The organism is Mesorhizobium sp. CNPSo 4684 (assembly GCF_057784315.1).
Genome location: NZ_JBWLUX010000006.1, coordinates 204670 through 221932 on the forward strand (window position 1 = coordinate 204670; position 17263 = coordinate 221932).

Genomic DNA, 17263 nt, shown 5'->3' on the forward strand with positions numbered 1-17263 from the left:
GCGCCGCGATAGCCAGGCGTTGGTCAGGCCGCGATGCGGCCCGGTCCAACCCCACCCGTCGCGCAACCTGCCATCGGACCAATCCTGTCATCCCACCTCGCCTGAGCGAGCATTCCTGCCCGGCCGTGATCCTGCTTTTCAGGATCACGGTCCATTCACAGTCTATTGTGCCTCGCCCGCCGTGGCGTGGCCGAAGATGGCCGGCAACCCGCGGGCAACGCCGGTGTCCACCGTAACCGAGGCGCTCATGCCGGTGCGCAACGCCATCTTGGCATCGGCATCGGTGAGTTCCAGGCGCACGGGAATGCGCTGGGTGACCTTGACCCAGTTGCCGGTGGCATTCTGGGCCGGCAACAGCGAAAACTCCGCGCCAGTGCCGGCGCCGATTGCCTTGACGGTGGCTTCGAATGTGCGGCCCGGATAGGTGTCGACCACGATCTCGGCCTTTTGGCCGGTTTTCATGTGGGTAAGCTGGGTTTCCTTGAAATTGGCATCGATCCAGGTGTCGCCGGTCTCGACCAGCGCAAACAACGGCGTGCCGGAACCGACATACTGACCGACCTTGAAAGACGAGGCCTGGCTGATGACACCATCGGCCGGCGCCTTGACCGTGGTCTGTGCCAGATCGTAGGCGGCCTTGTCGCGCGCGGCGAGTGCGGCCATCACCGTCGGGTGCTTGTCGGTCTCGATATCGGGATTGCCGGCGAGAGCGGCCTTGGCGCTGATGATGCCCTGCTCGGCCACCGCCAGCTGCTGCCTGGCCTTGTCGAGATCGTTCTTGGCCTGATCCAGCGAGGATTTGGCGTTGATGCCCTTCTGGGCAAGGTCGGCCGCGCGGTCATACTGCGACTGCGCGTAGTCGACTTCGCTGGCGTCGGACTTCTCCTGCGCCATCGCCTGGCTGTAGGCAGCGCGCAACTGTTCGATGCCCACGCGTGCGACCGCAACCGCCGCATCGGCCTGGGCCAACGCGATCCGGTAGGGCTCGGGATCGATGGCAAACAGCACATCACCCTGCTTGACCAGCTGGTTGTCTGAAATGTTGACCTGAACGATGCGCCCGGCCGTATCCGAGGCAATCGACACCTTGGCCTGCTGCAAATTGGCGTTCTCGGTCTCCTGATAGCGGCCGCCGGTCACCCAGACATAGCCGCCGCCAATGGCCAGTGCCGCCGGCAGGACGACCATTAGAAGCAAGCGGCCGAGGCGGCGCTTTTTCGGAGTGGGAGCGGGCTGCGCGGACGGAGCCACCGCGACGGGCGCGGCGGTCGGCTGGACCGGCGCTTCGGCGGCCGGTTGTGCCGGCGTTTCGAGCTTAGTCACATTCTCGTCTATCTTGGCTGCCGCGTTCATGACGCTGCCCCTTCCGTACTCTTCAAGGACGACGTCTCACCGTCCGCAAGGTTTTGCACAATGGTATCCAACGCCCGGATCAGGACGCGGCGATCTTCCGGCGAAACGCCGACCAGCGATTCTTCATAGACCTCGCCGGCAAGGCTTTTGACATTGGCATAGGCCGCATTCGCCTTGTCGGTCGGGAAGATCATGCGCACGCGCCGGTCGGTTGCGTCAGGTCGACGTTCGATCCAGCCGCCCTCCTCCATGCGGTCGACCAAGCGCGAGACGCTGATCGGCTCGATTTCGAGCAGTTCGGCAAGCCGCGCCTGAGCCACGCCCGCTTCCTTGGCAACGCGGACCAGAAGCCGCCATTGCGCCGAGGACAGGCCAAGCCCGCTGGCGCGCGCCTCGAAGCGCTTGCGCATCAGGCGCTGCACGTCGTGGATCAAAAAGCCCAGTCTATCTATGCCGTCGGAAACCATGAGCGGTATATATTATAAGCGTGCTTACCATTCAAGATGCCGCATTGCGCCAGAGCTGCCAAACAGGGAAGCCACGCCGCTCGTCAGGCGGCAAAGGTGCCTATTTCCCCAAAACCGTGTTCCGCTCTTCCCAAGAACCGATCCTGCTTTGCCTCTAAGGCAGGCCCTCAATGGTCGTCGCCACGCGTGGAGCGATTCAGGCCAAAGCGGTTAAGTGAGCGGAGCAGACCGATGCAACCCTTGAACTATGCGATCGTCGGCGCCGGCATAGGCGGCATTGCGGCCGCGCGGCTCGGATCTGTTCACCAGCGATCTCGGCTGGGTCGAGGGCGCGGTTGCGAGCGCCGAAAGTGCGGCGACCTTTTTGGCCTGCGGATCCATGCGGGTCTGCAAGGCAGACATTACGGCGGCCGCATGCTGAGCAGCGGCTTCGCCATCTGATCCCAGGCGCCAGCGCGGGCCGCCCCGTCAACGGACCGCCGCCGTCAAGGCCGGTCGCCAAAACATCGGAAAATTTTCAGAAACCGATCGGGATTTCAGCCGCCGAAACGCCGAATGAGAGCGTGCTGGTGAAACGGGTGGACTGACCCCGAATTTGCGCCAAGGCGCTTCCCCTCTCCCAGCCAGGATTATTGCCGGCTGCCGGTTCGGCCGGCCGCACCATGGATAGGAGACAATATGAGCACCGCATCCCATTTGAGGTTGAAGAAAGGCCTTCTCGGCGTATCGCTTGCCTGCGCTGCCGCCGTCGGCTGGTACGCCGCCAAGGGCGAGGCCGCGGGCGCCAAGCCTGAAGCGCCCGAGCTGAAACTGGTCAAGGCGATGGCGGTCAAGCCGGCGCCGCAGGCCGACAGCCGCCTTGCCATCGGCGAGATCCGCCCGCAGCGCGAGAGCGATCTCGGTTTTCGCATCTCCGGCAAGCTGGTGAAGCGCTTTGTGTCGGTCGGCCAGAGCGTCCGCAAGGGTGACATCCTCGCCCGTATCGACGACCAGGATTGCCGCAACCGGCTGCGCAGCGCCGAGGCCGATGTCGCGGCCGCACAGGCGGTGCTGGTCGAGGCCAGCGCCGGCGAGAGCCGCATCGGCGCGCTGCTGCGCAAAGGCTATGCGACGCGCGCCAATTACGATGCGACCTTGAAGAACTTGCGCTCGGCGCAGGCCAAGCTGGACTCTGCCAGGATCGGCTACGAGATGGCCAAGGATCAGCTCGCCTATACCGAACTGCATGCCGATTTCGACGGCGTGGTGACCGCGACCGGCGCTGAGGAAGGCCAGCTCGTCAATGTCGGACAGATGGTGGCGCGCATTGCCGATCCGCAGGCTCGCGACGCCGTGTTCTCGATCGCTGAGGCGGTGTTCTCCGATGAACACAGGTCCGGACAGCCACCGGAGATCACGGTCTCGCTGCTCAGCAAACCGGCGATTTCGACCACCGGCATCGTGCGCGAAATATCGCCGGTGGCCGATGCCGCGACCCGCACTTTTCAAGTCAAGGTCGCGCTGCAAAATCCACCTGATGAAATGCGCTTCGGCTCCAGCGTTGCCGGCCGCGTAAACGAGGCCGGTGCGCCGGTCGTGGTGCTGCCGGGAAGCGCGCTGTTCGACAAGAATGGCGAGCCGGCGGTGTGGGTCGTGAGCGCCTCATCGGCCGTCGAGCTGAAGAGCGTCGTCATCGCCCGCTACGAGACCGACCGAGTCGTCGTCAGCGACGGCCTTTCCGAAGGCGACATCGTCGTCACCGCCGGCGTCAACCGCTTGCGCGAGCATGAGAAAGTCCGCACTCTCCAGGGAGAAGCAAAATGAGCACGGCTCAAACAAAGGTCCTCATTGCCGGCGCCGGCCCCACCGGCCTGACGCTTGCGCTTTGGCTTACCCGTCTCGGCATTCCGGTCCGCCTCTTCGACAAGGATGCCGGCCCCGGCGAGACCTCGCGCGCGCTCGCCGTCCAGGCCCGCACGCTGGAATTCCATCGCCAGATCGGCATCGTCGATGACATGATCGCCGCAGGCGTGAAGATCGAACAGCTTACCGTGCACACGCCAGCCGGCGTCGCCGCAAAATTGCCGCTGGCCGATTTCGGCCGCGGCATCAGCCCTTACCCGTTCGCCTTCGCGCTGCCGCAGGACATCCACGAGCGCATCCTGATCGTGCATCTGGAGCGCGCCGGCGTCCAGGTCGAGCGCGACACCGAGCTTGTCGCCTTCGAAGACAAGGGCAGTTCGGTCGTCGCCACCTTGCGCAAGAACGGCACGGACGAGATCGTCAGCGCGGCCTATCTCGCGGGCTGTGACGGCGCCCGCAGCGCGGTGCGGCACGGGCTCGGCATCGGCTTTCCCGGCGGCACTTACGAGCAGGCCTTCTACGTCGCCGATGTCGACGGGCGCGGCGATGTCACCCGCAACGGCATGGACACCGTCATCAGCGCCTATGGCTTTGCGATCGTCATGCCGGTGCGGCAGTCGGGCTCGCTGCGCCTGATCGGCATTGTGCCGAAGGCGCATGAGGCCGACGAGACGATCACCTTCGAGGCGATCCGCGCCGATATCGAGCGCGACACCGGCGTGACGATCGACAAGGTCAACTGGTTCTCGACCTACCGCGTCCATCACCGCGTCGCCGACCGCTTCCGCGTCGGCCGCGTCTTCCTCGCCGGCGATGCCGGCCACATCCACAGCCCGGCCGGCGGCCAGGGCATGAACACCGGCATGGGCGACGCGGTCAACCTCGCTTGGAAACTCGCCGCCGTGGTGCAGGGCCGCGCCGATCAGCGCCTGCTCGACAGCTACGAGCCGGAGCGCATTGCCTTTGCCCGCAAGCTGATCCACAGCACCGACCAGGCGTTTCGGGTCGCCACCAACCGCTCGCGGCTGGTCGGCCTGTTCCGCCGCTATCTGATGCCGAAGATCCTGCGCTTGGGCCTCGCGACGACATTTGGATCGCGCGGGTTTTTCGGGCTGATTTCACAGACCCGCATTCAATACCGCGAAAGCGCGATCAGCAGCGGCAAGGCCGGCACGATCGAGGGCGGCGACCGCCTGCCTTATGTCCCGGCGGCGAACGGCGACAATTTCGAACCGCTGCGCTCGCTCGACTGGCAGGTGCATGTCTATGGCGAGGCCAATGGGGAGTTTCGGGCGATGCTCGCCTCGACCGGTATTCCCGTCCATGTCTTCGCCTGGTCGGACATTGCGGAAGCCGCCGGCCTGAAGCGCGACGGCGCCTATCTGGTGAGACCGGACGGCCATGTCGCGCTGGCCTCGCCCGTCCAGGAGGCGGCGGTCTTCCAGCGCTATCTCGCCGGACTGGCGATCAAGCCGAGGCTCGCCGAGCGCGCGCCCTATCGTATCACGGGCACCATGCACAGCCTGGCCTGATCGCTAGCGCCGACCGAAACGGCCGGCGCTGACCAAAAATCCGAAACCCGAAACGTCAGCCGGCGCAGCCCGGCCGCGCGGGAAAGCGCGCGCCTAGACACAGGAGTTGCATCATGACCAGCTTCAACCTTTCCGAATGGGCGCTGCGCCACAAGAGTTTCGTCATCTATCTGATGGTGGCAGCCGCCCTTGCCGGCCTCTTCGCCTATAGCGGCCTCGGCCGCGAGGAAGACCCGCCCTTCACCATCAAGACCATGGTGGTGAAGACGATGTGGCCCGGCGCCACGACCAGCGACACGGTCAAGCAGATCACCGACCGCATCGAAAAGAAGCTCGAGGAGCTTCCCAAGCTCGATTACGTCAAGAGCTACACCAAGCCTGGCGAGTCCGTGGTCTTCGTCAACCTGAAGGACACGGTCGCCGCCGACGAGGTGCAGCCGCTCTGGTACCAGGTGCGCAAGAAGCTCGACGACATCAAGCCGATGATGCCGTCCGGCGTCCAGGGTCCGTTCTACAATGACGAGTTCGGCGATACCTATTCGCTGATCTATGCGCTCACCGCCGACGGCATCAGCCATCGCGAGCTGAAAGATCTCGGCACCAGCCTGCGCGCCGGTCTGTTGACCGTGCCCGACGTCGCCAAGGTCGAGCTGATCGGCCAGCAGGACGAGAAGATCTATCTCGAATTCTCGACGCAGAAAGTTGCAGCCCTCGGCCTCGATGTCGGCGCGCTGACGCAGGCGCTGCAGGCGCAGAATGCGCTGGTGCCGAGCGGAACGGTCGACGCCGGTCCCGAGCGCATCGCCATCCGGGTGTCGGGCAGCTTCACCTCCGAGGAGAGCCTGAAGGCCATCAACTTCTATGCCAATGGCCACTATTTCCGGCTGGGCGACGTCGCCGAGGTCAAGCGTGCCTACTCGGATCCGCCGCAGCCGATGTTCCGCTTCAACGGCAAGCCGGCGCTCGGCATCGCGGTCTCGATGACCGCCGGCGGCGACGCGCTGGCGCTGGGCGAAAACGTCAAGGAGAAAATGCATCAGATGTCGGCCGAGCTGCCGCTCGGTGTCGAACTTGGCCTGGTCGCCGACCAGTCGCAAGTGGTTGAGGAATCCGTCGGCGAGTTCACCAAAAGCCTCGGCGAGGCCGTCGCCATCGTGCTCGCGGTCTCGTTCCTGGCGCTGGGCTGGCGTCCCGGCATCGTGGTCGCCGTCGCCATCCCGCTGGTGCTCGCCGTCACTTTCGTCACCATGGCCTATTTCGGCATCTCGCTGCAGCGCATCTCGCTCGGCGCGCTGATTATCGCGCTCGGCCTGCTGGTCGACGACGCCATGATCGCTGTCGAGATGATGATCTCACGCATGGAGGAAGGCTACGACAAGATTTCGGCCGCGACCTATGCCTACACCTCGACCGCCTTCCCGATGCTGACGGGGACGCTGGTGACGATCGCCGGCTTCGTGCCGGTCGGCTTCGCCAAGAGTGGTGCCGGCGAATACTGCTTTTCGCTGTTTGCGGTCGTCGCCATCGCGCTGGTCGTCTCGTGGATCGTGGCTGTGCTGTTCACGCCGCTCACCGGCGTGGTGCTGCTGCCGGATCGCATCAAGGGCCATGACAGCCACCAACCTTCGCGCATTGCGCGCGGCTTCCAGTCGCTGCTCGAAGCGGCGATGCGGGCGAAGTGGCTGGTGCTGTCGGCAACCGCTGGCCTGTTCGCACTCTCGGTCGTGGCGATGGGCTTTGTTGGCCACGAGTTCTTCCCGAAGTCCGACCGGCCGGAAGTCATGGTCGACCTCACTTTGCCGCAGACGGCGTCGATCAAGGCGACGGATGAAGTGGTTGCGCGTGTCGAAAAGCTGCTCGCGGCCGATCCTGATATCGACCATTGGAGCTTCTATGTCGGCCAGGGCGCGGTGCGCTTCTATCTGCCGCTCGATGCCCAGCTTTCGAACGACTTCTTTGCCCAGGCCGTGGTGGTCACCAAGGGCCACGCCGTGCGCCAGGCGGTGATCGACCGGCTGGAGAAGGAGCTGTCCGACGGCTTCGACAATGTGATGGCCCGCGTCACGCCGCTGGAGCTTGGCCCCCCGGTCGGCTGGCCGCTAAAATTCCGCGTCAGCGGTCCGGATGCGGACAAGACACGCAGCCTGGCGCAGCAGTTTGCGCAGGTGCTGGGTAGCGATGCCGCCGTGCGCAACATCAACTACGATTGGAATGAACCGGCCAAGGTCATCAAGGTCGAAGTCGACCAGGACCGGGCACGGGCGCTGGGCATCTCTTCGCAGCAGCTGTCGGAGACCATCAACGCGGTGCTGTCGGGCTCGAAGATCACGCAGATGCGCGACGACACCTATCTCGTCGACATCGTCGCCCGCGCCGTCCAGTCGGAACGCGCCGACATCGACACGCTGCGCACGCTGACGATCAGCGCCTCCGGCGGTCGCCGCGTGCCGCTCGATCAGGTGGCTGTTCTGAGCTACCAGACCGAGCCGCCGCTGATCTGGCGCCGCGGCCGGCTGCCGACGGTGACGGTCCAGGCCGACATCGTGCCGGGCACCGACGCCGCCTCCGTCACCAAGAAGCTTGGCGGCGCAATCGCTGCCTTCAAGGCGGAGCTGCCGGCGCGCTACAGCGTCGAACAGGGCGGCGTGATCGAGGACAGCGCCAAGGCGCAGGCCAGCATCTTCGTGGTCTTCCCGCTGATGCTGTTCATCATGACGACGGTGCTGATGGTGCAGCTGATGAGCTTCCAGCGCCTGGTGCTGGTGCTGCTCACCGCCCCGCTGGCCCTGATCGGCGTCGCTGGTGCACTGCTGATGTCGGGCGCCCCGATGGGCTTCGTCGCGATCCTGGGCGTGATGTCGCTGATCGGCATGGTGATCCGCAACTCTGTCATCCTGATCGCGCAGATCGACCAGCACATCGCCGCCGGCGAGGAGCCGTGGGCGGCGGTGATCAGCGCCACCACGCACCGGTTACGGCCCATCCTGCTCACGGCGGCCGCCGCCATCCTCGGCATGATCCCGATCGCGCCGACCGTGTTCTGGGGGCCGATGGCCTATGCGGTGATGGGCGGCCTGATGGTAGCGACCGTGCTGACGCTGATCTTCCTGCCGACGCTCTACGTCGCCTGGTTCCGCATCAAGGCCCCGCCGCAAACCCGGCAAGCGGCGGAACCCATTGAGGTGTCTGCCGAGCCGCAGGCCATCGCCGCCTGACGCGGCAACGCATTGCTGCAAGCCGCGGCGGAAACGCCGCCGTGGCGACCCCACTCAACCGAAAGGAAATCGACCATGGACCCCTTCTTTGGAAAGATCCTCGTGCGCTTCAATGCCGGCTTTCTGATCCTGGCATCAGTCGGCGGGCTCGCCACCGACATTGCCGGCTCGTTCTTCGGCACCGGTGCTGAAGCCGTCCTGCTTGGCAATGCGCCGGGCACCGGCATCGGCTTCATCGAGGCGCACGGCCTGGCCCTGATCATCGGCGTGACGCTCTGGCGCATCGCCTACTCCCGCACATGGCATGCCTTCCTGGCTGCCGTGCACCTGCTGCTTGGGACCGCAAACCTTGCGTTCTGGCAGTTCTTCATCGCCGCCGACGTGCTCGTCGTCGGCTACGTCACAACCGCGGCGCACTTTCTGTTCGTGGTTGCTCACCTGGCGGCATTGGCGGGCTCGGCCCGGCTTGCCGCTTCATCCTCCCACTAGACTTTCAACATCTGGAGATATGAAAATGTCTATGAATTCCCTAAAGAAAACCCGCTCCCTGGCTGCCATTCTGGCCATAACATTCAGCGCCCTCGAGATCGCCGGCGCCACCGTGCCGGCGCTCGCGCTGGTCGGCGAGGCGCAGGCTCGTGTCGGTGCGCCGTGGACGCCGCGCAGCGCCGCCGGCGTCGCCCGCCGCACCACCGCATGGCGCGTGCTGCGCCACACCACGGCCTGGGTCGCCACGCTGCCGGCAGGCTGCGTGCGCACCAAGGTCAACGGCTTCGACGTCTGGCGTTGCGGCGGCACCTATTACAGGGCCTATCAGGGCCGCTACATCGTCGTGGTCGTTGATTGACCCGGCTCGATCTCGCCGAGGGCCAGCCTGACGCCCTCGGCGAGATGCTCGGCATCGGCCTTGTTCTCGAACGGCACTCCACGCAGCGCATAGTCGATCGGCGAAAATGGATCGCCCTCCTCGATCAGGGCGATCTGCCGCCGCGCCTTCTCCATCTCGCCCATCTGGGCATAGCAGGCAGCCAGCCTGGTGCGGATCCAGGGCGCCGGGCGCGTTGCAAGCTCAAGCGCATCCGCCGCCTGCCGGTATTCCCCCATCATGTAGAGCGCCAGCGCGCGGTCGAACTGGTACCAGTGCGGGTGCAGGGGATCGATGCGGATGCCCCGCGCCAGCCAGGTCAGCGCCTCGAGCGGCCGGCCGCGCATGGTGAGCAGCATGCCCATCTGCTCGATGCTGTCGGCGTCATAGGGGTTGAGCTGCAGCGCGATGCGCATGTGCTGCTCGGCGGCTTCATGCTCGCGCATATAGAGCCGTATCAGTGATTGCACCCGATGCCCGGTCGGCTGGTCCGGAGATAGGGCCAGGCCCTTGTCGGCGAGATCGCGCGCATTTTGCAGCACCGCATCGCTGGCGCGCCCGAACTCTCCGTCCAATGCCCGCACCAGAGCGAGATAGGTATAGGCAAGGCCGTAGCCTGGATCCTTGGCGATTGCCGCCTCGAACAGGATTTCGGCGCTGCGTTGGTCGGTCTGGGCCGGATCGCGCAACATCGCAAAACCGCGCAATAGAAGCTCATAGGCGGCGAGGCTGGTCATCGGCTTGCGCGAGGCCTGTTCGAGACCGGCATTGGTGACGCGGGTGACCAGCCGGCTGACGATCTGCTCGACGATCTCGCGCTCGATTGCAAACAGGCCGTCGCCCTGCGACTGGAACCGGTCACCCCAGAGCTGGCGGGCGGTGGCGATGTCGACGAGGCTGACGGCCACGACGACATGCTCGCCCTGGCGGCGCAGCGACCCTTCGACCAGATAATCTGCGCCGATGCGGGCGCGGATTTGCGACCATTCGGAACGGCCGAAAGAAGCGAAGGAAAAGCTGGAGTTCCGCGCAAGCACGGTAACCGTGCCGAAGCGCGCGACGCCGTTGATGAGGTCCTCGGCAAAGCCATCGACCATAGCCTCGTCGGCCGGATCGCCGCTTTCGTTGCGGAAGCGCACCACCGCCACCACCGGCTGCGCGCCGATCTCGGGCGCGGTCTGCGCTTCGGCGGCAAGCATATAGCCGCGCTTGGAAACGGTGCGCACCATGTCATCGCCCAGCACCTTGCGGATTTCACGCACCGACTGGGTGAGCGAATCCTCGGTGACGTAGACGCCCGGCCACACCACATCCATCAGCTCCGATTTCGGCACGACGCGGCCCATGTTGCGGGCGAGATGCGACAGCAACGCGTAGGCCTTGGGGCGCAGGAACAGCGGCTCGTTGACACCGCGCAGCGTGCCCATGGCGAGGTCGAGCGTGAACCCGCCAAACCGGAAAAGCTGATCGGCAGCCGTCGCTGTCATCGGGACACCCCTCCCCGGATCGGGCCGTCTCCATTCCCACATCGACACGGCATGGACATGCTGCATTATTGCCCAGTGCGCAATTTCGATCAAACTGTCGGTTGGCGCGATGGATAATGTTGGTCCGCCAAATGCGAGGTGCCATGAACCCGACAGAGAAAGCGCTGTGGTTTGTCGAAAGCCATCTGCCGGAAGCGATCTCGCTTGACGATGTCGCGCACAGCAGCGGCGTGTCGCGCTTTCATGTGACGCGCGCCTTCGGCGCCGCCACCGGCCGTTCGGTGATGGGCTATCTGCGCGCGCGCCGGCTGACCGAAGCGGCGCGCAAGCTGGCCGGTGGCGCGCCCGACATCCTCTCAGTCGCGCTCGATGCCGGCTACGCCTCGCATGAGGCCTTCACCCGTGCCTTCCGCGACCAGTTCGGCACCACGCCGGAACTGGTGCGTGCGCAAGGCAGCCTCAGAAACCTCGACCTCGTGGAGCCGATCCTAATGGACCAGTCCTTCCTCGCCTCACTGCCGCCGCCACGCTTCGAGGCTGGCCGGCCGTTCCTCATCGCCGGCCTCGGCGAACGCTACAGCTGCGAATCCAGCGCCGCCATTCCGATGCAGTGGCAGCGCTTCGGTCCCTATATCGGCAACATTCCGGGCGAGACCGGCGACGTCGCCTATGGCGTCTGCGTCAACGGCGACGATGCCGGCAATTTCGATTACATCGCCGGCGTCGAAGTCCTGGATTTCTCCGACCTGCCGAAAGAGCTTTCCCGGGTGCGGGTGCCGGCGCAGAAATACGCCGTCTTCACCCATGCCGAGCACATCTCGACCATCCGCCGCACCGTCAACACGATCTGGAACAAATGGCTGCCGGCTTCCGGTCACGACATCGCGGACGGCCCCGAATTCGAACGCTACGGGCCGGAGTTCGATCCGCGCAGCGGCAATGGCGGGCTGGAGATCTGGATTCCGGTGAAGGGGTGAGGCCTGGGCCTTCCCTTCTCCCCTTGTGGGAGAAGGTGGCCGAGCGAAGCTCGGTCGGATGAGGGGTGTTCCAGCTTGGCAAGGACAGCGATCCTTCGCGCACCCCTCAACCGTCTCGGCGCTACGTGCCGATCCACCTTCTCCCACAGGGGGAGAAGGAAGAGCTGCTACAACTCCAGGTTCCAGTTCTGGCCGACGAGATCCTTGCCGAAGGAATGGTGGCGCTCTTCCTCGACGAGCTTGAAGCCGGCGCTCTCGTAGATGTGGCGGGCGGCGCTCAATATGTCGTTGGTCCACAGCGTCAGCGTCTTGTAGCCCTTGGCGCGGGCAAAGCCGATGCACTCCTCGACCAGCCGCTTGCCGATGCCGAGGCCGCGCGCCGAAGGCTCGACATAGAGCAGGCGCAGCTTTGCCACCTCGTCCGACTTGCGCACGACGAAGACCGAGCCGACCACCTCCCCTTGCCGCTCGGCGATCCAGCTGCGCTCCCATTTTGGATCGAAGGATTTTACGAAGGCGCCGAGGATTTCGGCGACCAGCGCCTCATAGGTTTCGTCCCAGCCATAGTCCTGCGCGTAGATCTGGCCCTGACGGCGGACAATCCAGCCTATGTCGCCGACCTGCAAGGGTCGCAGCATATAGGGGACTTTGGGCTCCGGGCTCTCGCCCAGGAGCTGCTGCACCGTCTGCATGGCCTTGACCAGCCGGTCCTGTTCGGCAGCCGGGAGCCGCCCCAGCAAGGCCGCGACCTGGTCGTGCGAACCCCGGTTCAGCGGCGCGAAGGCCTGCCGCCCCGCCAGCGTCAGCGTGATCGACGATTGCCGCGCATCCGACGCCAGCGCCGTGCGCGAAATTAGCTGCAAGTGCTCGAACTTCTTCAGGAGTCGGCTGACATAGCCGGCGTCGAGGCCGAGATCGCGAATGAGATCAGTGGCCGTCAGGCCGTCGCGATGCGCCAGTTCGTAAAGCACCCGCGCTTCGGTCAACGAGAAGGCACTTTTCAGCAGGCCTTCGTCGAGCAGACCAACCTGGCGGGTGTAGAAGCGGTTGAAAGCCCGCACCGCGTCGATGCGTTCCTTGCCGGGTTGATGATGGATCGTCATGGGCCAGCCTCCTGCCCCACGACGATCAATCATTTATTTGACTTGGTCAAGTATCGTGGCTGAACGCTCACGCCATCGTGTCTTCGGGAACGAATGGTTTCGGTCAGGCGATGGCGCGGCGGCGGCGCGCGACCAGTATGAACAGGCCGAGCAATACGACGCTGGCCGCGGCGCTCGCGGCGGCGAATTCCGGCACCGGCCGAAAATCCTTGCCGTCGATCAGCAGCGATGCCGCGATCGGCCCGATGGCCAGACCGAAAAGTTGGGCAGCCGGCACCAGGAGCACTGCGGTGCGCGTCTCGTCGGCGGTGATCGCCAGCCGGATCTGATAAGGCACGATGAACAGAAGAATGAAGCCCATGACCAGCGCGGCGGCCCAGAATATCGTCAGGCTTGGACTACTGGCCAGCACCGCGGAACAGGCGACAGCGACCACGCCGATCGCCACTGTGGCGAAGCGGTAGTCGATGCGCGCTTCGAAGACGGTCGCCGTCATCGCGCCCAGCACCTGGATCGCAAGGCTGGCGGAGACGATCAGGCCGACGGTGCGCCCGTCAATGCCGTATTGCGCGCCGAGCGGCTCGAGGAAGGCCCAGACCGAGCCGAAAAACATGAAGTAGCAGAAGACGCACAGCAGAGCGGTGATCGAAGGAACGGTCAGCACATTGCCGAAATTCTCCTCCTTCGGCAGGTCGGCATAGTTGTCCGGGACGATGAAGGCGACCGCCAGCGAGGCGATGCAGACGACGGCAAGAACGATGAAGCCGCCCGCCGATCCGGCAGCCGGGATGACGTAAAGCGCCAGCAAGAGCGCCAGCGCGCATTGCGCCAGGGTCTGGATGGTGACGAAATAGCCGCCGATGCGCTCGGCCCGGCGCGATCGGGCGATCAGTTCCGTGGCGACCGCCACCAGGCCACCTTCGGCGAGGCCGGCGACAGTGCGGGCGCCAATCAGCGAATTCGGGCTGACCGCATAGGCGGTTGCCCAGTTCGCCAGCGCCAGCAGGACCAGAAGGATCGCACTCTTCCAACGCATATTGCGGGCGGACAGCAGCATCGCGACAACGGCTGACCCAATGCCGATGGCGATCATCTCCGCCGTGGCGACCAGCGCGAGTTCGTCGCCGCTGACATGTCCCTCGGTGTAGAGCGCGCCAAGCAGCACCGGCTGCAGGCCGAGAATGAGCAGGCCAACCGAACCGATCCACAGCGCCGAGGCCAGTTGCGCGGCGGTCGGATTGCCGACCAGCCAGTCGCCGTTTCCGGCATCGGCGTTACCAACAGAAGTCACGGGCGTCTCCCAAACGTCCTTGCCTGACGGCACAAAAACTGACAATCTGTCAGTATTTAGAAACTGATACTCGATCATATTCGTTTGTCAATCATTGGTGAGGCGCGGCATCAGCAAGGCTGGGGATCGAATGGACTTGGCGATCGAGAGGGTGGCGGCATGAACGAAGCGGTGAGAACGGCGACCGAACCGAGGCGCAGGCCCAAGCAGGAGCGCAGCCGCGAGCGCATCGACGCCATCCTGTCGACCACCATGCGGCTGATCGGCGAAAAGGGCATCGACGCCGTCACCATGAAGGAAGTCGGCGCGCTGGCCGGCGGCCCGATTGCCACCGTCTATCATTACTTCCCAAACAAGTCGGCGATCCTGGCGATGCTCTACGAGCGTTTCTCGGAAGTGAGCCGCGCCCGGCTTGCCGTGATCGTTGCCGACATTGGCGGACTGAGCGACGTCATCGCCGCCGCCGACCGACTACTCGACGATTACTATGAACGTGTCGCCGGTGACCCGGCCATCCAGGACCTGCAGAACGCCATCCAGGCCGACAAGGCGCTGCAAAATCTAGATATCGCCGAAACCCGGCGCCAGGCGGCGATGTTCTGCGATCATGTCGGTCCGTTTCTCGCGGCCGAACGGCGTGAAGAGTTCGGGCGCATGGTCTTCCTGATCTTCCAGCTTGCCGGAGGCGTCGTGCGCATGGCGCTGACCCAGGACAAAACGGAAAGCGTCCATACGATCGAGGACTACCGATCGATCATCCATACGCAGCTGCGCCAGTTTCTTTAGGCGAGAAGGCCTATCGCGCCCGGTGCATGAGGCCCTCGAAGCCGTCGGCCAGATGGGCGGCGCCAGCCGCAAACATTTTCACCAGGTTTTTGGGACGGCCCGGCGTCTTGTTGGCATCGAGCAAGATCGCCCTGCCCTCATGCATGACGAAATCGAATTTGCCGTAGTCGAAGCCGAGTTCTCGTCGCCGCTCGCGGATCTCGTCAGGAACAGGGACAGGCTCACGTCGGATCGTTTCAGATGCCTTGACGAGGCCGTTTGGTGACACGTAGCGGGTGCAACGCTCGCTCTCTCCGCAAAACACCCAGAACCGCATTGCGAAGCCATCGGGTTCCCGTTCGGCAATGAACTTTTCCACGACCAGATCGTCGTCGCCGAAGACGCCATCCGGGACGCCGCCAAGAGACTCGTAGACCTCGTAGGGCTGCAGCCCCTGCACATCGGGAAAAGGTGGCTGCTTGCCCGCGCGCCTGGATCGCCGGTTGAGGAACGTCTCCGGAATGCCCTGATTGTTGAGATTGGTTTTGACGATGACCGGGCCTTGCCAGGCGTCGTCATGCGTTAGCAACGCGCCGCTGACCCGTCGCTTGGAGATGTCGGCCGTTGCGAGATTGAGGCAGAATGGAAAACCCCGCGCATAGTCGAGATAATCCGCCGGTGTGACGGTTGCATCGACATGTAGAATTGCGATGTCGGCACTGTGCGTCATGGCCGGGCCTTGCTGGATCCGGACCGAATGGCCGCGCCTTTTCAGTTCTTCGAGAACATCGAAAAGCATGTAGGGGCTCGACCTGCGCAGTAAGAGGTTGCGGCCGCTCTGGAACCGATCGTGCTCATGCGTTACGACGACAATTCGTGCCACAGACAGCCTTTTGATTTCCTGCAATTTTCTAATAGGCGACTGTGAACACCAAAAGCCAGACGTCTCGGACTCTGCAAAGGCAGCATGACAAGTCATTGGGACAATTATCACCGTCACTGGAGGCTTCTGGACGCGCCGCTTCGTCCGACGCCGGAAACCGTTGGTATATTCGAGCGCGAAGTCAGCCTGGCAAATGCCGATGTCCTGCTCCTGGGGGTGACGCCGGAACTTGCAGTGCTTGGCAGATCGATGCTGGCAATCGACCAATCGGCGGCCATGATCTCGGGCGTATGGGCAGGCGACAATGCCTCGCGCAGCGCGATGGCTGGAAATTGGCTGGATCTGCCGGTTGCCGGGGCCAGCACCGAGGCAGTCATTGGCGACGGATGCCTGTCCGCCGTCGCCTCGAAGGCGGCGCGCAATCGCCTGCATGGCGAAATCGTCAGGGTCCTGAGACCCGGCGGGCGTGCCGCGATCCGCGTTTTCGCGGCTCCGGAAACGACCGAGGATCTGGCCAGCATTGAAGCCCAGGTGCTGGCCGGTGCGATCGAGAATTTCCATGCGCTCAAATGGCGGATCGCCATGGCGTGCACCACGGGCGGCCCGGATTTCGCGATCCAGGTGCGAATGATCCGCGATACATTCGACGGCCTGTTCCCCGACCGCGAGGCCCTTGCCGCGCGGACGGGATGGAGCATCGCCTCGATCAACACGATCGACGTCTATGCCGGCTCCGACGTAAGCTACAGCTTCGCGACGCTGGCCGTGCTGGTCGATGAGGCGAGTGCGTGGTTCGGCGACGTGCGCGTCGTGCCGAGCGGCTCCTATCCGCTGGCGGAACGATGCCCTCTGCTGGTGCTTGGATCGCCGAGGCGTCGCTAGGCTTCCCGTCAGACCACGGCAGGGCTCAGATTAGAGCAAATTGAGCCCACCGCTCGCCTTGACTCTCGAAAGCCACGCGCCTATTTCAGCGCCACGTTAGCACTCTCCCTTGGTGAGTGCTAACGCATGTCCGGCATCGCCGGATGGAGGAACTGTTCTCACCGTTCTCATTCGAGGAAGAAAAAATGGCAAAGTCGAAGTTCCGCCCGCTTCATGACCGCGTGGTCGTTCGCCGGGTCGAATCCGAATCCAAGACCGCCGGCGGGATCATCATCCCGGATACGGCAAAGGAAAAGCCGCAGGAAGGCGAGATCATCGCCGTCGGCTCCGGCGCTCGTGACGAAGCTGGCAAGCTGGTTCCCCTGGACGTCAAGGCTGGCGACCGCATCCTGTTCGGCAAGTGGTCGGGCACCGAAGTCAAGCTCAATGGCGAAGACCTTCTGATCATGAAGGAATCCGACATTATGGGCATCATCGGCTGATTATCGGCCTCACCGTCAACTGAATTTCGGGCTTGATCGCAAGCCCCTGCCAGGAGCTAAAACATGGCTGCCAAAGACGTAAAATTCTCCCGCGACGCCCGTGAGCGCATGCTGCGCGG

16 protein-coding genes are annotated in these 17263 nt (G+C 64.3%); 9 read left to right on the plus strand and 7 right to left on the minus strand.

Annotation, left to right across the window (positions count from 1 at the left end; translation table 11 throughout):
* Positions 1-162: 162 nt before the first annotated feature.
* The 3 genes from AC04SG_RS07760 to AC04SG_RS07770 form a co-directional block, all read right to left on the minus strand.
* On the minus strand, positions 163-1353 hold the full coding sequence (locus tag AC04SG_RS07760) for an HlyD family secretion protein (protein ID WP_488550546.1): 1191 nt from the start codon (positions 1351-1353) through the stop codon (positions 163-165).
* Positions 1350-1820, minus strand: coding sequence for a MarR family winged helix-turn-helix transcriptional regulator (locus tag AC04SG_RS07765; RefSeq protein WP_192252809.1), 471 nt, complete (start codon positions 1818-1820; stop codon positions 1350-1352). The genes AC04SG_RS07760 and AC04SG_RS07765 overlap by 4 nt, the downstream gene beginning before the upstream one ends.
* A gap of 210 nt (positions 1821-2030) precedes the next feature.
* Positions 2031-2222: a hypothetical protein gene (locus AC04SG_RS07770; protein WP_488550547.1), complete on the minus strand. Its 192-nt coding sequence runs from the start codon at positions 2220-2222 to the stop codon at positions 2031-2033.
* 276 nt (positions 2223-2498) lie between these two features.
* Here AC04SG_RS07770 and AC04SG_RS07775 point away from each other — a divergent pair, with 276 nt between their 5' ends.
* The 5 genes from AC04SG_RS07775 to AC04SG_RS07795 all read left to right on the plus strand — a co-directional run bounded on the left by AC04SG_RS07775 (position 2499) and on the right by AC04SG_RS07795 (position 9256).
* Positions 2499-3623, plus strand: a complete 1125-nt coding sequence (locus AC04SG_RS07775) for an efflux RND transporter periplasmic adaptor subunit (protein ID WP_488550548.1) — start codon at positions 2499-2501, stop codon at positions 3621-3623.
* Positions 3620-5194 (plus strand): FAD-dependent monooxygenase, encoded by a 1575-nt coding sequence (locus AC04SG_RS07780; RefSeq protein ID WP_488550549.1) that lies wholly within the window; start codon positions 3620-3622, stop codon positions 5192-5194. Before AC04SG_RS07775 ends, AC04SG_RS07780 begins: the two co-directional genes overlap by 4 nt.
* A gap of 113 nt (positions 5195-5307) precedes the next feature.
* Complete coding sequence (locus tag AC04SG_RS07785; RefSeq protein ID WP_488550550.1) at positions 5308-8409, plus strand: efflux RND transporter permease subunit; 3102 nt, start codon at positions 5308-5310, stop codon at positions 8407-8409.
* 75 nt (positions 8410-8484) lie between these two features.
* The gene (locus AC04SG_RS07790; protein WP_352559502.1) at positions 8485-8898 is read left to right on the plus strand and encodes a hypothetical protein; all 414 of its coding nucleotides are present in this window, start codon (positions 8485-8487) and stop codon (positions 8896-8898) included.
* A 25-nt stretch (positions 8899-8923) separates the two neighbouring features.
* Positions 8924-9256: a hypothetical protein gene (locus tag AC04SG_RS07795; RefSeq protein WP_488550551.1), complete on the plus strand. Its 333-nt coding sequence runs from the start codon at positions 8924-8926 to the stop codon at positions 9254-9256.
* Here the strand turns inward: AC04SG_RS07795 and AC04SG_RS07800 are convergent.
* Positions 9232-10761 carry a winged helix-turn-helix domain-containing tetratricopeptide repeat protein gene (locus AC04SG_RS07800; protein WP_488550552.1) on the minus strand — a complete coding sequence of 510 codons (1530 nt, stop codon included), beginning with the start codon at positions 10759-10761 and terminating at the stop codon, positions 9232-9234. The genes AC04SG_RS07795 and AC04SG_RS07800 overlap by 25 nt on opposite strands.
* Before the next feature lie 143 nt (positions 10762-10904).
* Here AC04SG_RS07800 and AC04SG_RS07805 point away from each other — a divergent pair, with 143 nt between their 5' ends.
* Positions 10905-11738 carry an AraC family transcriptional regulator gene (locus AC04SG_RS07805; RefSeq protein ID WP_488550553.1) on the plus strand — a complete coding sequence of 278 codons (834 nt, stop codon included), beginning with the start codon at positions 10905-10907 and terminating at the stop codon, positions 11736-11738.
* 167 nt (positions 11739-11905) lie between these two features.
* On the opposite strand, the gene AC04SG_RS07810 is transcribed toward AC04SG_RS07805, so the two are convergent.
* Together AC04SG_RS07810 and AC04SG_RS07815 are read right to left on the minus strand one after the other, a co-directional pair.
* Positions 11906-12841 carry a bifunctional helix-turn-helix transcriptional regulator/GNAT family N-acetyltransferase gene (locus AC04SG_RS07810; protein WP_488550554.1) on the minus strand — a complete coding sequence of 312 codons (936 nt, stop codon included), beginning with the start codon at positions 12839-12841 and terminating at the stop codon, positions 11906-11908.
* A 103-nt stretch (positions 12842-12944) separates the two neighbouring features.
* A complete protein-coding gene (locus tag AC04SG_RS07815; RefSeq protein WP_488550555.1) occupies positions 12945-14132 on the minus strand; it encodes an MFS transporter in 1188 nt (395 codons plus the stop codon).
* 159 nt (positions 14133-14291) lie between these two features.
* Between AC04SG_RS07815 and AC04SG_RS07820 the strand changes: the two genes are divergently transcribed.
* Entirely contained in the window at positions 14292-14918 is a 627-nt protein-coding gene (locus tag AC04SG_RS07820; protein WP_488550556.1) for a TetR/AcrR family transcriptional regulator, read from the plus strand.
* A 10-nt stretch (positions 14919-14928) separates the two neighbouring features.
* Here AC04SG_RS07820 and AC04SG_RS07825 read toward each other — a convergent pair whose 3' ends face one another.
* Positions 14929-15696 carry a hypothetical protein gene (locus AC04SG_RS07825; RefSeq protein WP_488550557.1) on the minus strand — a complete coding sequence of 256 codons (768 nt, stop codon included), beginning with the start codon at positions 15694-15696 and terminating at the stop codon, positions 14929-14931.
* A 168-nt stretch (positions 15697-15864) separates the two neighbouring features.
* Here AC04SG_RS07825 and AC04SG_RS07830 point away from each other — a divergent pair, with 168 nt between their 5' ends.
* Together AC04SG_RS07830 and groES are read left to right on the plus strand one after the other, a co-directional pair.
* Positions 15865-16662, plus strand: coding sequence for a class I SAM-dependent methyltransferase (locus AC04SG_RS07830; protein ID WP_488550558.1), 798 nt, complete (start codon positions 15865-15867; stop codon positions 16660-16662).
* A 185-nt stretch (positions 16663-16847) separates the two neighbouring features.
* Entirely contained in the window at positions 16848-17144 is a 297-nt protein-coding gene (groES, locus tag AC04SG_RS07835; protein WP_006203049.1) for a co-chaperone GroES, read from the plus strand.
* Positions 17145-17263 lie beyond the last annotated feature (119 nt).